This window comes from Thalassotalea sp. G2M2-11 (assembly GCF_017168195.1).
Lineage (GTDB): Bacteria > Pseudomonadota > Gammaproteobacteria > Enterobacterales > Alteromonadaceae > Thalassotalea_E.
Map to the genome: position 1 here is coordinate 637,963 of NZ_JADNYL010000002.1, position 14,870 is coordinate 652,832.

A 14,870-nucleotide genomic window follows, 5' to 3' on the forward strand; every position below is an offset into this window, starting at 1 on the left:
GATTTAAGATAAAACGTCACCATTTTGCTTACCAGCATTTAATGATAAAATACCCGTAGTAATTTTATTACCAAGCATTAAATTGGTAAGTATGAGAGCCTAAATGAAAACGAAATTTGACGAACTACTTGATTTTCCAACTGTTTTAAATTTTAAAGTAATGGGTGTCGCGTGTGACGAGTTACCCGATCTAATTATTGCTGAGTTGCAAAAGCACACCCCTGGCGATTATTCCCCTAAAATTAAGCCAAGTTCTAAAGGAAATTATCACTCTGTATCGATTGCGGTTACTGTGACCAGCAAGGAGCATATTGAGCTTATTTATCAATCGTTAACAACAATAGAACAAGTTAGATACGTATTATAAAGAAAATCGTCATTCATTAAACAATCGACCTCATTAACCGAAATAGTTAAGGCAGCACCTTGAACAACACACTTATTGTCCGACAGCTTGATCAGCTTGATTATGTCTCTGTATGGCAGGCGATGCAGCATTTTACAGACAATCGTGACGATAACACTCTGGACGAACTATGGTTGGTAGAACACCCCGCGGTATTTACTCAAGGGCAAGCAGGTAAAGAAGAACATCTTCTGCTACCTGGTGATATTCCCGTAGTAAAAGTTGATCGTGGTGGTCAAGTCACTTATCACGGTCCCGGTCAACAAGTGATGTATTTTATGATCAATTTACGTCGTCGCAAGATGGGTGTACGCGACTTAGTGACCTTAATTGAAAATGGTATTATTGCCGCATTGGCTGAACATCAAATCACTGCATACGCTAAAGCGGATGCTCCGGGTGTATATGTTGATGAGAAAAAAATTGCCTCGTTAGGCTTACGTGTTAGAAAAGGGTGTTCATTTCATGGTTTAGCATTGAATATTAACATGGATCTCGAACCTTTTTTACGCATCAATCCTTGCGGTTACGCAGGATTAGAAATGATACAAACATCTGCTATAAGTGATCTCAACACGATTGAGCAAGCAGGTATTACTTTAGTGAAACATATGTCCTCACTGTTAGCAGTTGACGATATTCGTTATCAAACAGGATTGGAGTCATTCAATGACCATTAAATCATCTCGCATTGCGCCAGGTACCAAATTACGTGATGCTGAAAAGTTAGCCCATATTCCAATTAAAGTGGTTCCTTCTGAAAAATCAGAAATGTTAAGAAAACCAGAGTGGCTTCGAATAAAATTACCACGCACCTCTGAGCGCATTGACAATATAAAATCAGCCTTACGTAAACACGACTTACACTCAGTGTGTGAAGAAGCCTCTTGTCCTAACCTATCTGAGTGCTTTAACCATGGTACGGCAACATTTATGATCCTTGGTGATATTTGTACCAGACGTTGCCCATTCTGCGATGTGGGTCATGGGCGTCCACTTGCACCAGATGCCGAAGAGCCAAGAAAATTAGCGCTTACGCTCAAGGATATGGCACTTAAATATGTGGTGATCACCTCAGTTGATCGTGATGATTTACGTGATGGCGGAGCCCAACAATTTGCTGAGTGTATTAAAGAAATTAGTGAATTAGCACCTCAAACCAAAATTGAAATACTCGTACCCGATTTTCGCGGTCGAATGGATAAAGCCTTAGAGATCTTAAACCAACATCCGCCGCATGTGTTCAATCACAATTTAGAAACAGCACCGCGTTTATACACTCAAGCACGTCCTGGTGCTAACTACCAATGGTCACTTGATTTACTGAAAAAATTTGGTGAAGCAAACCCTGAAGTAAAAACCAAATCAGGCTTAATGGTAGGTTTAGGCGAAACAAACGAAGAAATATTAGAAGTAATGCGAGACTTACGTGCACATGGAGTAACCATGCTCACCATAGGTCAATATTTGCAGCCAAGTAAAGATCATTTACCAGTAAAACGTTATGTCCATCCGGATGAATTTAACATGTTCCAGGAAGAAGCGATGAAAATGGGGTTTGAGCATGCAGCTTGCGGCCCATTAGTACGATCGTCATATCATGCAGATAAGCAAGCAGCAGGCGAAGAAGTAAAATAATATTGTTGGCGTCAATAATGCCTGATTATCAATTTTTCTCAGTCATTATTGACGTCACGCCAGGTGAGGGTAAATAAATGTATTTTAAATACCCCGAAAATAAAGCATCTAAATCAAGCTGCTTAATTGCTGTATCAAGCCGCTTCTTGAGAGCTCGTCCTTTTGCATTATTGCTTACAGCCATGCTCGCAGGGATAATACCAATCGATTGATAGTGAACCCCATAAACATTTTTTTGCGCCAAAAGCGTCATTACCGATGCACGCTCAAACAATATTAGATCAATACGTTTTTTAATAAACATTTCGACTAATTGATTTAGCGTTCTTACTTCTGTAAATACAGATTTATCCACGCCAAGTTGCTCAGCAAAAAATGATGCATTCCCAGTAGTTGTACCAATTTTGTTTAATTTTAGCTGTTCGCTATTAAATAAATCTGCATCAAATGAGAAAAGATCGGAAGTTGTTTGGATCTGCCACTCCAATTCGAGTGCATATTGGTAAAAGTCATCTGTTTCAATATTTTTAGGTGTATGACCTGCAATATCGATCCGCCCATGTTTTAATTCATGCTTTGCACGCGCATAGGTCATGATTTTTATATCAAAGCTCAGATCTGAGATTTTTTCTATTTCACGCAACATATCGACGGTTAAGCCTTGGCGTTGTTCAGTGATAAATGGTGGAAAAGGCTCAAAAGCGATCACTAACTTTTCAGCGTAACAACTGGCTATACCGAAAAATAGTAAACAAACAAAAAATCGCATTGAACACCTAAAACTGGACTCACATTGCTTACTATAGGCAAGCAACTATTCATTCACAAGTTTATTTAATTTCACATTTTTCGGGTAAATAAAACAGGCTAATAAACCTGCAATAACACAAGCTATCGCAGCGTATTCAAAAGCTGGTAGAGCCCCCAAGCCATCTTGCCAAACTATACCAGAGATATATGCACCCAAAGCACCGCCAACACCGTAAACCCCAGCAATATAGATAGCTTGACCACGGTTTTGTTGATTGGATTGGAAATGTTGCTGCAAAAATTGAATAGACGCACTATGGTAAAGGCCAAAGCTTGCCGCATGACACAGCTGAGCAATGAGTAACACCAGTAAACTGTCTGCAAAATGCCCCGTTAAATACCAACGCACTCCGGTAATAAACAAGCTGAATGTGATCAGTATGCGAGCGCCAAAATAAGTGTAAAGCGTACCGGCAATAAAGAAAATACCAATTTCAGCAACAACACCTAAACTGATCAAAAAGCCCACGGCGACATCAGGGTATGCCAGATCTCTTAAATATAGCGCGAAAAAACTATAGTAAGGGCCAAAACTCATTTGCAAAAGTAATCCAGCAATAAAAAACAAGATAAAATTAGTCGCAAGCAGTTTACCAATAATGGACGCAGACTCATGACTCCCTTGTTCTCTTGCTCTTGGCTGTTTTAATAGACAACTAGAAACGGCAAGTAGCAGCAACATCAACCAGCCGATAATCGTAAATGCCTCGCTATTAAAACGACCAATAATTTCTCCGGCAGCTACGGCTAACACAATAAAACCCACACTGCCCCATAGTCTAATGCGCGAATAAATTTTAGCACTCCGACGGATAGAGAGCATCGTCATTACTTCAAGTTGCGGTAAGATCGCGGTCCAAAACAAACTAAATACCGCTAATACAAACGTAATTGGCCAAAATCCTTGTACCCAAAACAATAAGGTAAAACAGACAAAAGCTAAACTGGCACCTAAGCGGATAATATTTAACTGAGTACCAGACTTATCCGCAACCATCGCCCACAAGGTAGGACCAACAATTTTTGTTGCAGTGAAAATCGCTAAAATTTCTCCGATCGCTCGAGAGTCAAAACCTCGACCATCAAGAAACACAGGTAAAAATGGAATAACCAGCCCAAATAGGCTGAAATAACAAAAGTAGCTAAACGATAACTGACGAAAAATTGGAGAGCTCATACACTCTCCATTATAAGATCACTGACATATATCTGGCGTAATGCACTTAACATCAGCATTCTGTCCACGATGACGAAGAAAATGATCGACTAAGGTTAAAGCCAGCATCGCCTCAGCAATAGGTACAGCTCGGATGCCAACACAAGGATCATGACGCCCTTTAGTAATAAGATCGGTTGACTTACCTTCAATGTCTACTGTCTCACCACTAACACCAATGCTCGATGTCGGCTTTAATGCTAAATGGGCAACAATCGGCTGTCCCGATGAAATACCACCCAATACGCCGCCAGCATGGTTAGTTTTAAACCCTTGTGGTGTTAATTCATCTCTGTGCTCAGAGCCTTTTTGATCAACAACATCAAAGCCATCTCCTACTTCTACGCCTTTTACTGCATTAATACTCATTAAACCATGCGCAATATCGGCATCTAATCGATCAAAGATAGGCTCACCCAGACCAACAGGGACATTTTCAGCAACAACGGTTACTCGTGCGCCTATCGAATCTTTTTGTTTAATAATGCCTCGTAATAGCTCGTCTAGCTGTTCAAGCTTAGTCTCGTCAGGAAAGAAAAAAGGATTGCTTTCAACAATATCCCAGTCGTATTGATCCGCTTTTACTTGCCCTATTTGTGTCACGCAGCCTTTGATCACGACACCAAATTTTTCTTTCAAATACTTTTTAGCCACCGCCCCAGCAGCAACCCGCATTGCCGTTTCTCGAGCAGAAGAGCGGCCACCGCCACGATAATCGCGAATGCCGTATTTCTGCCAATAAGTATAATCGGCATGACCTGGACGAAAGCTCTGCGCAATATTGCCATAGTCTTTCGAGCGTTGATCGGTGTTCTCGATCATTAAGCCAATAGGTGTTCCGGTCGTTTTACCTTCAAAAACTCCTGAGAGGATTTTCACTTGATCGGCTTCTCGGCGTGCCGTTGTGTAACGCGATGTGCCAGGTCGACGTCTATCTAAATCCACCTGTAAATCCTCTTCGGACAATGCCATGCCAGGAGGACAGCCATCAATAATGGCCCCTAGACCTAAACCATGACTTTCACCAAAAGAGGTGACTGTAAATAATTTACCAAATGTATTACCTGACATTGCTACTTTTTCACTCGCTGATTAAAAATTGCTTGATACTGATCTAATTGCTGTTTAGTTAACATAAAGACCCCATGGCCTCCTCGCTCAAACGTTAACCAAGTAAAATTTACTTCCGGATATGTCGCCTCAACATGTACCTGTGAATTACCCACTTCACAAACTAAAAGACCATTATCGGTTAAATGTTCACTACTTTGCGCCAAAATTTTTCTAGTGATATCCAAACCATCTTCCCCACTTCCTAACCCGATACTAGGTTCATGGGTATATTCTGTCGGTAGATTATCGACATCTTCTTGATCAACATAAGGCGGATTAGTGACAATTAAATCATATTTTTGCTGCGAAACCCCAGAAAACACATCAGATTGAATTGGAATAACTTGTTCTGTTAATCCATGCAGCTCAATATTGATTTGGGCAACATTCAATGCATCTTCCGATAAATCAACCGCATCGACTTCTGCTTCAGGAAAATAATGCGCGCATGCGATAGCGATACAACCACTCCCAGTACATAAGTCTAAAATACGCGCCACCGATTCCCCTTCAGCAATCAATGGGAAAAAACGCTTTTCAATCCACTCAGCAAGTGGCGAGCGAGGCACTAAGGTGCGTTCGTCTACATAGAAAGGCAAACCCGCAAAATAGGCCTGATTAGTTAAATAAGCGGCTGGTTTTTGCTCTATGATGCGGCGTTCAATAATCGCCAACACCGCTTGTTTTTCATCATGGGTTAATCGGCAATGAAAAATTTGCTCAGATAACTGCGAAGGCAAGGAAAGGGTATATAAGATCAAAGTGATTGCTTCATCCCACGCATTATCATGCCCATGACCATAAAATAAATCTGCACGATTAAATTCACTGGCGGCAAAACGCACAAAGTCGCCAACGGTTAACAATTGTTGTTCAATTTCTTGGTTAAAATGCGTCTGCACCCAAAGTTCTCCAACATATTAATAGCATTTACTATGAGTTTTACTTGTTATTCTTGCGTGATATTTTTAGACTTCACCTATGAAATTTAAAGATGCTTTATCACCCCAAGAAAAACAACTATTTAAAGATGCCATAGGAAAGGTAAAACCTATGGTGCTCGACACCATACACCCAGTCAAAAAAAGCATCAAGCCTAAATCAAACCAGCTAGCGCAAAAAGAAAAAAATCAACAACTCGCCAGCTTTCATTTCTCTGATGAATATGAGCCAATGCTTTCTGAGCAAGGGCCAACCAAGTACGTTCGCGATGGCAGCAATAGCTACGAAGCGAAAAACCTTAGGCGAGGCGTCTATGCCCCGGATCTCATTTTAGATCTTCATGGGCTTGACCAACAACAAGCCAAGCATGAAATAGCCGCCCTGCTCTATGCATGTCAAAAAGAACATGCTCAATGTGTCTGTATTGTACATGGTTTGGGAAGTCGTATTTTAAAAAACAAAGTCCCACATTGGCTGGTTCAGCACCCCGATGTTATCGCCTTTCATCAAGCCCCATTAGAATGGGGAGGCAAAGGCGCATTACTCGTATTAATAGACTTACACGATAAATTTACCCTTAACGAATAGAGAAACTGATATCAGCCCACTTCATTAGGGGAGATTAAGGTGAGTAAATCACCACGCATTTGCTGTTCATCATATTCAAGCTGTGCAATAGCACCTGTTTGAAAAAGCGGTGACGCCATACCACTCGTTAACTCTGACACTAAATAACTGACAAATGGCATATGCGACACAATCAATAAATACTGACAACACTCCATACCATCAATGTAGTCATGAGTTGTTTTCACGCATCCCGAAGGTGTGATAAAATCAAGCGTCTGACACATAGGTGCCTGCTCTAAATCTTTAATCACCGTTTGCGCCGTTTGCTGGGCTCGTTGATAAGGGCTAACTAATACATGATCAATGTGAATATTTTGAGCATTCAACCATTTCGCCATGGTTTTTGCTTCTTGAAAGCCTAGCTCAGTTAATTCGCGTTGCGCATCACTCGGACCGCTTGGCACCGCATTCCCGTGGCGCATAACAAAAATTTGCATATAGTTTCCGCAATGCCAAAATTAATAAGAATTCATTATTTGCCGCTATAGTAAAGGAAACATGACCATAGTTATAACATCTGTTAAGAATAAAATAGACTCATCTTATTCCATAGGGTAATTTAGCTAAGCTATGATATAAATCACACACCATAAAATGGAGCTAACTTTGAAGCAAAGTCCTAATGATCATAAGCAATATCAGCCATTATTATTAAATAATGGTTTACGGGTATTACTTGTGAGCAATAGTGAATCAAACAAGTCTGCCGCGGCACTTGCAGTTAATGTCGGGCACTTTAGCGATCCTAAAGATAGGCAAGGGTTAGCGCACTTTTTAGAGCATATGTTATTTCTAGGGACAGAAAAGTACCCTGACGGTAGTGAGTATCAACAATTTATTAGTCAATATGGTGGTAGCAATAATGCGTGGACCGCAACCGAACACACATGCTTTTTCTTTGACATTCATCACACTCACTTTGCACAAGCTTTAGATAGATTTAGTCAATTTTTTGTTGCGCCATTATTATCCAAAGAATTTATTAATAAAGAACGTAAAAATATCGATGCGGAATTTAAGCTTAAACTAAAAGATGATATTCGTCGCTTATATGATGTTCATAAAGCAACCATTAACCCCGCTCATCCTTTTGCCAAGTTCTCCGTCGGTAATACCACAACGCTTGGCGATAAAACAGGCTCTGACCTGCGCCAGGAAGTTACCGAGTTTTTTAAAACTTATTATGTCGCAAAAGCAATGACATTAGTGCTTGAAGGGCCTCAATCACTCGACGAATTACAAAAGTATGCCAAACAATATTTCTCTGAAATAAGCGCAAATAAGCAAAAACAGCACTTACCAGATGTACCTCTGTACCTCACACAACATCAAAAAATTGGGCTACATGTCAAGCCAGTTAAAAACGACCACCAATTAATTATTAGCTTTGCATTACCCAGCATTGACCAATACTATCGTGAAAAGCCTGAGTCGTTATTGTCTTACCTTCTTGGGCACGAAGGCCCAAAGAGTATTTTATCGTTATTGAAACAAAAACAATGGGCACTTGGCTTAACCGCAGGTTCTGGGGTAAATGGCTATAATTTTAAAGATTTCAACATCAGCATACGCTTAACTGAAATAGGTGAACAACATATCAATGAAATCATTGACATTGTTTTTAGTTACTTGGCCCTATTAAAACAGCAACCATTGCCTGAGCACTTCTATCAAGAGAAAAAAGCAATTGCAGAACTTTCTTTTCAATACCATGAAAAAATGAAGCCGCTCGACTCCGTCAGCCAATTAGTTATTAATATGCATCATTACCCCGAAGCTGATTATATCTTCGGGGATTATGCAATGGATGGTTTAAGTGAGGGCACGCTAACCCAATTACTCACACTATTTACACCTGAAAACATGCGTTATGTGTTAATTAGTCAGAACGTAGAAACAGAAACAGAGAGCCATTGGTATCAAGTGCCTTATCGCATTGTGCCAATTAGCGAACAACAACTTAGCGAATGGCGTAATTCAACCACTATTCCTGAACTTGAGTTACCACCAGCCAACCAATATATAGTACAACAACCAAAGGTGCATTCGCATGATCTTGAGGGAAAAGGCAAAACAAAACCCATTGTTCCTAGCTGCATCGACCAAGAGGATGGTTATACCCTTTGGTTTAAACAAGATCATACTTTTAATGTTCCTAAAGGTTATATCTATATCGGTATTGATAGTCCTTACACTGTCAGTTCAAATGCACATATAGCCATGACACGATTGTTTGTTGATTTATATTCAGATGCGGTAATCGAACAACATTATGATGCTGAGTTAGCGGGCATTCATTATCACCTCTATGCTCACCAAGGTGGATTAACACTACAATTATCAGGGGTGAACACTAAACAGGATTTATTACTAACAAAACTATTAGCACAGTTGCAAAGCTTTAAGTTCGATCAAGAAAAATTTACCTTGATAAAATACCAATTGATCAACCACTGGAAAAACTCAGAAAAAAGTAAATCTATTTCACAGTTATTCTCTGCATTAAGTGCCATCATGCAACCGAAAAGTCCAAGCACTGAACATTTAGCACATGCATTATTATCGGTTGATTACCAGACTTTTAACCAGTTTTGTCGTACGCTTTTCAATCATGTATCAATAGAGATGTTAGTTCATGGCAACTGGCGTGAAAAAGATGCATTACATCTTGGTTCAATCGTTAAACACTCCTTTAATCATCACTATAGCGACAAACATCAAGTAGAGATTAAAGTGCTAGACATTGCCGATAAAGGAGAAATCAATATTCCGCTATATTTACCGGAACATGATCACGCCAGTGTCTTGTATTATCCAATAAAAGAAAGAAACTTGATAACCATTGCTAAAACTATGATCACCAGTCAACTACTGTCTCCATTGTTTTTTCATCAAATGCGTACACAGAAGCAATATGGTTATTTAGTCGGGGTCGGCTTTGTTCCCATCAATCGCTATCCCGGCATTGCCTTTTATATCCAATCACCTAATTATGATGCCACCCAGCTTAACCAAGCCATGGACGAATTTATCAAAAACTGTAGCGACGCAGTCAAGCAAATGCCAGAGCAAGACTGGCAGCACTTACAACATGGCTTAGCTAGCCAATTACAAGAAAAAGACACTAGTTTACGCATGAGAAGTCAGCGTTTTTGGTCAAGTATTTGTAATAAAGAAAGCGACTTTAAACAAAAACAACATCTAATCGATAATATTTTGTCACTTAGTCAGCAAGATATTATCCAATTTATTGAGCATATTTTAGCTAGTGATAAAAAAAATCCAGATCGCTTTGCACTATCTTCTATTAAGCAACACAAAGATAATAAACAGAAAGAAAGTACCAGTACAATTTTCGAAAAACTACCCGATTTATTATCAAAATGCCCAACTAAGTAGTAATTTTACATAAAAATAGACAAAATTGAGCAGAAATGCTTAATCTTTGTAGGTAGATAAGCAGCTAAGAGTTGACTTAGCACTAAGCTTGCTTTGTAATGGAGTAACTATAAAAATAACAACTTTTTATCCAAGGTCATTTTGTGCTGTTTTCATCAGTTAAGTATTTATTTTCTCCTTTAATTAAAGTGCTATGCGTACTCATACTAGCCTTCCCCCTTATTTTCCAAAATATAGCAATAGCCGCTCAAACTAATATCAAACAAAGTATAAATATAAAACATTTAACAAATAATGAAGGATTATCCCAGAGTGATGTCTACGATATTATTGAAGATAGTGACGGTCTGATATGGATTGCAACACAAGACGGTTTGAACATTTACGACGGTAAAAAATTTAGACATAAGCGTAATATTATAAATGATAAAAATAGTTTAGCCGATAATATTGTTCGAAAATTATTTATTGATGATGAAGGCAATATTTGGGTAGGAACTCAGAATGGTTTAAGTAGGTATAATAAGCAATTTGATAATTTCACTAATTTTCAATTTGATGCTTCTCAAGCCAACTCACTAAAAGATAATGTTATTTGGGATATTTACCAAGATAATTCACAACAACTATGGGTCAGTACTGAAACGGCTCTGCATAAATATAATCCAGAAAATCAGCAATTTATCAGAGTTAGAGTACGCAGGCTCAGCGATAGCACGACAGTTAACCTAAAAGAAATTAAAACTATTTTTCAGGATAATAATGGTAACTATTGGTTAGCTAGCTTTGAAAATGGTTTTATTATCGTTAATGATGACTTCCTATTAGACTTGAGTATTCAAGAAAAAGTACAAAAGCAAATAGGACAGAATACAAATAAAATCAACCAGATCAAATATAAAAACAAACAATACTGGTTAGCTACCAACAATGGCGTTTATGTACTTAATGAAAGTTATGAATTGATCAATCAGTACTTTGTTTCTGGCGAAACTAATCTAGCAGTCGAATCTAGAGCTATTTCTTTGACAGATAATGCACATGTCTGGGTAGCAACTGATGAAGGCTTAAAATCAATAAACCCTCTTGAAGATAAAACTGAAAACTACTTATATAAAAACTTAGCCAAAAACGAAGTAGCAAATGTAACATATTCATTATTAGAAGATTCATATGACAGATTATGGGTAGGAACCAATAACGGTTTGAAATCTTATGATTTTGAGTCAAACTTAATTAGAAAAGTTTTCTCTTCTGAAGAGCTAAATTTAAAAAACTTAGTTTCAATGACGAGGTTAAAAGATGAGATCTGGTTTACAGACTCTCACCGATTAATGAGTTTTAACCTTAGAAACAAAAAAGTGAAGAGTCATGTATTTATAGAAAATACCATTTATCAGATTAGGTCATTAAATAATAAGTTATTATTACTCTCAGACGACAACAAGTTATTTTCATATATTCCAGAGAATTCAAAGCTTCAAGAAATAGAAAGTTGGCAAGAGCAGGTAAAAATAGAGTTATTCACAGGAACGGCTATACACAAGAATAATATATGGTTTATTAATAAAAATAAAAATTTATCTTCGTTCAATTTGAATTCACAAGAGCTTAAAAGTTATAAAAGTAAAAAAGCTCCTTTTTCTAGTTTATACCTAGATCAAAATAAAATCTGGTTAACTTCTAACAGCAATTCAATACAAATTTTTAATATTGATAATGATAGTTTTACAGACTTTTACATAAACAACGAGAGCCTATTTGCTAATACTCCAGCAATAAGTATCAAGGTTTCTAAAAATTTTATCGCTTTAGGCTCCACCTCCCAAGGTATCTTACTAATAAACAAAGCTAATAAGTCAACAAAATTGATAAATGAAACTTCATTACTGTCAAATAACTTTATTGCAGACATAATCCCAAGAAAAAATAACGAATTTTGGATTAGTACCAATAAAGGTATTAGTTTAATTTCAGAGGGTGGTGATAAAGTTCAAAATTTCTATCAGGATTACTTCCTTACTAAAAACGAATTTTTATACCAAAGCTCAGCTACTTATAATGGTAAAATATATTTAGGAGGAACATCAGGTTTATATTATTTTGAACCAGAAAATCTTATCAAATCAAACCAAAAACTACATAACCCCATTTTAACAGCACTACTTGTCGCTAACAAAAAAGTTAAAATTAACTCATCAAAAGAAGAAAAAACAAAAGATGCAAAACAATTAATGCTCAATGAAAATCTCAATAGCATAAAGGAAATAACTTTAAGTTATTTCCACTCTCCTTTTAGTTTTGATTTTATCTCTCCGAATGCAAAATTGGCTAGCCAAGTCGGTTATCGCTACAAATTATCTGGTCTAGAAGATAATTGGATAGAAACAGATCTGCAAAATTTGCGAGCAACATACACTAATATTAGTGCTGGTGATTATCAATTTATCGTACAAGCTTTTGATAAATATGATCCGTCCATCGTTAAAGAAAAATCTATTAAGGTAAAGATATTACCTCCGTGGTGGCTATCAAACGGTGCCATGCTTATCTATACCTTAACGGTATTACTTATAGTCGCCTATTTATTACAACAATTTCGTCATAAACGATTATACCATTTACAAATCAAAGCCAGTGAAGAACGCTTAAAGTTATCCCTTTGGGGCAGTGGCGATGAGATGTGGGATTGGAATATTAAACACAGTAAAATTTACCGTTCAAATATCTGGGGCATCCTTGAATTTCCCCAAGATGGTAAACGCAATGTTGGCAATAATGATAATAATGAAACAAATATTAACAAAGACGACATCAATCGAATAACCCAAGCATTAAAAGATCATTTTGATGAAAAAACTGAACATTTTGAAGCCACTTACCGAGTCAAAGACAAAAATGGTCAATGGATTTGGGTACTTGATCGCGGCAAAATAGTTGAGCGTGATGATAAGAACAGACCGCTACGGATGACAGGGACACTCAAAGATATTAGTCAAATCAAAAAAGCCGATGAACGGTTAAAACTATTTGCCAAATGCATTGAAAACATCTCTGATGCCGTAGTGATTTATGACCGTAAATTTAATACCGTTGATGTTAATAAATCCTTCCAACGTATTACTGGAAAAAGTAAGCGACAAATGCTGGGAGAAACCCTAAATTTCAGTCGATATCCAGACTCTTTTACCATGGATGTTAAAAAGCATTTAATTACTAAAGGAAGTTGGCATGGTGAAATTGAAAGTAAACGTGATAATGGACAAATCTACCTGACGGATTTAAATATTGATGTGATCCGTGATGAAAACAAAGCCATTTCGCATTTTGTTGGTGTATTTTCAGATATCACCAAACGTAAAGAAACCGAAGCAGAGTTAAGAAAACTCGCTAATACCGACACCTTAACTGGCTTACCAAACCGTTCATATTTTCAAGCTCACCAAACACGTTTAGTGAATAAAAAAATTCCCCATGCTCTATTAGTCTTTGACCTCGATAACTTTAAAAAAGTCAATGACTCCATGGGGCACGAAGTAGGCGATATTTTACTGTGTAAAGTTGCAGAAAGACTTCGTTCGGTAGGACGAAAACACGATACAATTTACCGTTTGGGTGGAGATGAGTTTAGTTTAATTATTGAAGATACTAATGATATTCATACCATCACCTCGATAGCAAAAACCATTCTAAGGACGATTGCCCAGCCATTAAAACTCAAAAGCCAAGAAATAGTGTTGTATTCAAGTATTGGTATTGTCCTTTACCCTGAAGATGGTGTGTCTCCACACGATTTATTAAAAAATGCCGATACTGCCATGTATCATGCGAAAAACTCTGGCGGTAATCAGTATCAATTCTTTAATGGCTCAATGAACAAGCAAGCAGTTAAACGCTTACAGATTGAAAGTTTAATTCGCCACGGCCTAAAAGAAGATTATTTTTCGGTGTTCTATCAACCTAAAATTGAAATTACTACTGGCAAGGTTGCGGGCATGGAAGCACTCGTTCGTTTCGAAACGCCATCAAAAGGCATTATCAGCCCAGTACTGTTTATTCCCGTATCAGAAGAAACTGGTCAAATTATTGATATTGGTGAGATCGTATTAAGAAAAGCCTGTTACGCGACAAAAGCTTGGATTGATGCAGGGCTTTTTGATGGACGTATTGCCGTTAACTTGTCTGCGGTACAATTTACTCAGCCTAACTTAGTTGGCATGATCCAAGCGATATTAATTGAAACAAAACTGCCTGCAAAACACCTTGAATTAGAAATTACCGAAGGTACCGTCATGGACTCGCCGCAAAAAGCCATAGACACCATGAAACAAATTCGTGCCTTAGGTATCCACTTATCTCTGGATGATTTTGGCACTGGCTACTCCTCTTTGGCATATTTGAAAAAATTCCCGCTCAATACCTTAAAAATTGATAAAGCTTTTGTTGATGATATTGAAACCTCCGAGCAAGGACGCAATATGGTTGCTACAATCGTCACCATTGCGCATAACTTAGGTTTACAAGTGGTTGCTGAAGGGGTAGAAAGCAACCAACAACTGAGTTTTCTATCAGGCTTACGCTGTGAGCAGCTACAAGGTTATTTGTACAGCAAGCCTCTTCCTGAGAAGGATTTTAAAAGTTATTTACTTTCTCACCAGATCACCGACAAATCTACGTCATTTAATAAACTCAGCTAATACACCTTTTGACAAATTT

At 37.8% G+C, this 14,870-nt stretch carries 11 protein-coding genes; 6 read left to right on the forward strand and 5 right to left on the reverse strand.

Translation table 11 applies throughout. The features are described 5' to 3' along the window. The first annotated feature begins 103 nt into the window (after positions 1 to 103). The 3 genes from ybeD to lipA are packed head-to-tail and all read left to right on the forward strand — an operon-like array spanning position 104 to position 2,044. Positions 104 to 367 (forward strand): DUF493 family protein YbeD, encoded by a 264-nt coding sequence (gene ybeD / locus IV514_RS08735; RefSeq protein WP_206484598.1) that lies wholly within the window; start codon positions 104 to 106, stop codon positions 365 to 367. Between the two features lie 59 nt (positions 368 to 426). Continuing rightward, entirely contained in the window at positions 427 to 1,086 is a 660-nt protein-coding gene (gene lipB / locus IV514_RS08740) for a lipoyl(octanoyl) transferase LipB (RefSeq protein ID WP_206484599.1), read from the forward strand. Beyond that, positions 1,076 to 2,044 carry a lipoyl synthase gene (lipA, locus tag IV514_RS08745; RefSeq protein ID WP_206484603.1) on the forward strand — a complete coding sequence of 323 codons (969 nt, stop codon included), beginning with the start codon at positions 1,076 to 1,078 and terminating at the stop codon, positions 2,042 to 2,044. Before lipB ends, lipA begins: the two co-directional genes overlap by 11 nt. A 28-nt stretch (positions 2,045 to 2,072) precedes the next feature. Here lipA and IV514_RS08750 read toward each other — a convergent pair whose 3' ends face one another. The 4 genes from IV514_RS08750 to prmB are packed head-to-tail and all read right to left on the reverse strand — an operon-like array spanning position 2,073 to position 6,085. Then, complete coding sequence (locus IV514_RS08750) at positions 2,073 to 2,813, reverse strand: transporter substrate-binding domain-containing protein (RefSeq protein WP_206484604.1); 741 nt, start codon at positions 2,811 to 2,813, stop codon at positions 2,073 to 2,075. A 45-nt stretch (positions 2,814 to 2,858) separates the two neighbouring features. Continuing rightward, positions 2,859 to 4,031 carry an MFS transporter gene (locus IV514_RS08755; RefSeq protein ID WP_206484605.1) on the reverse strand — a complete coding sequence of 391 codons (1,173 nt, stop codon included), beginning with the start codon at positions 4,029 to 4,031 and terminating at the stop codon, positions 2,859 to 2,861. Positions 4,032 to 4,049: 18 nt separating this feature from the next. Next, complete coding sequence (gene aroC / locus IV514_RS08760; protein WP_206484609.1) at positions 4,050 to 5,141, reverse strand: chorismate synthase; 1,092 nt, start codon at positions 5,139 to 5,141, stop codon at positions 4,050 to 4,052. 2 nt (positions 5,142 to 5,143) lie between these two features. Next, positions 5,144 to 6,085, reverse strand: coding sequence for a 50S ribosomal protein L3 N(5)-glutamine methyltransferase (prmB, locus tag IV514_RS08765; protein ID WP_206484611.1), 942 nt, complete (start codon positions 6,083 to 6,085; stop codon positions 5,144 to 5,146). A gap of 79 nt (positions 6,086 to 6,164) precedes the next feature. Here prmB and smrB point away from each other — a divergent pair, with 79 nt between their 5' ends. Next, complete coding sequence (smrB, locus tag IV514_RS08770; RefSeq protein ID WP_206484613.1) at positions 6,165 to 6,713, forward strand: endonuclease SmrB; 549 nt, start codon at positions 6,165 to 6,167, stop codon at positions 6,711 to 6,713. A gap of 11 nt (positions 6,714 to 6,724) precedes the next feature. On the opposite strand, the gene sixA is transcribed toward smrB, so the two are convergent. Then, positions 6,725 to 7,192: a phosphohistidine phosphatase SixA gene (gene sixA, locus IV514_RS08775; RefSeq protein WP_206484615.1), complete on the reverse strand. Its 468-nt coding sequence runs from the start codon at positions 7,190 to 7,192 to the stop codon at positions 6,725 to 6,727. A 169-nt stretch (positions 7,193 to 7,361) separates the two neighbouring features. Between sixA and IV514_RS08780 the strand changes: the two genes are divergently transcribed. Together IV514_RS08780 and IV514_RS08785 are read left to right on the forward strand one after the other, a co-directional pair. Next, complete coding sequence (locus tag IV514_RS08780) at positions 7,362 to 10,154, forward strand: insulinase family protein (RefSeq protein WP_206484617.1); 2,793 nt, start codon at positions 7,362 to 7,364, stop codon at positions 10,152 to 10,154. Between the two features lie 143 nt (positions 10,155 to 10,297). Beyond that, the gene (locus IV514_RS08785) at positions 10,298 to 14,851 is read left to right on the forward strand and encodes an EAL domain-containing protein (protein WP_206484618.1); all 4,554 of its coding nucleotides are present in this window, start codon (positions 10,298 to 10,300) and stop codon (positions 14,849 to 14,851) included. Positions 14,852 to 14,870 lie beyond the last annotated feature (19 nt).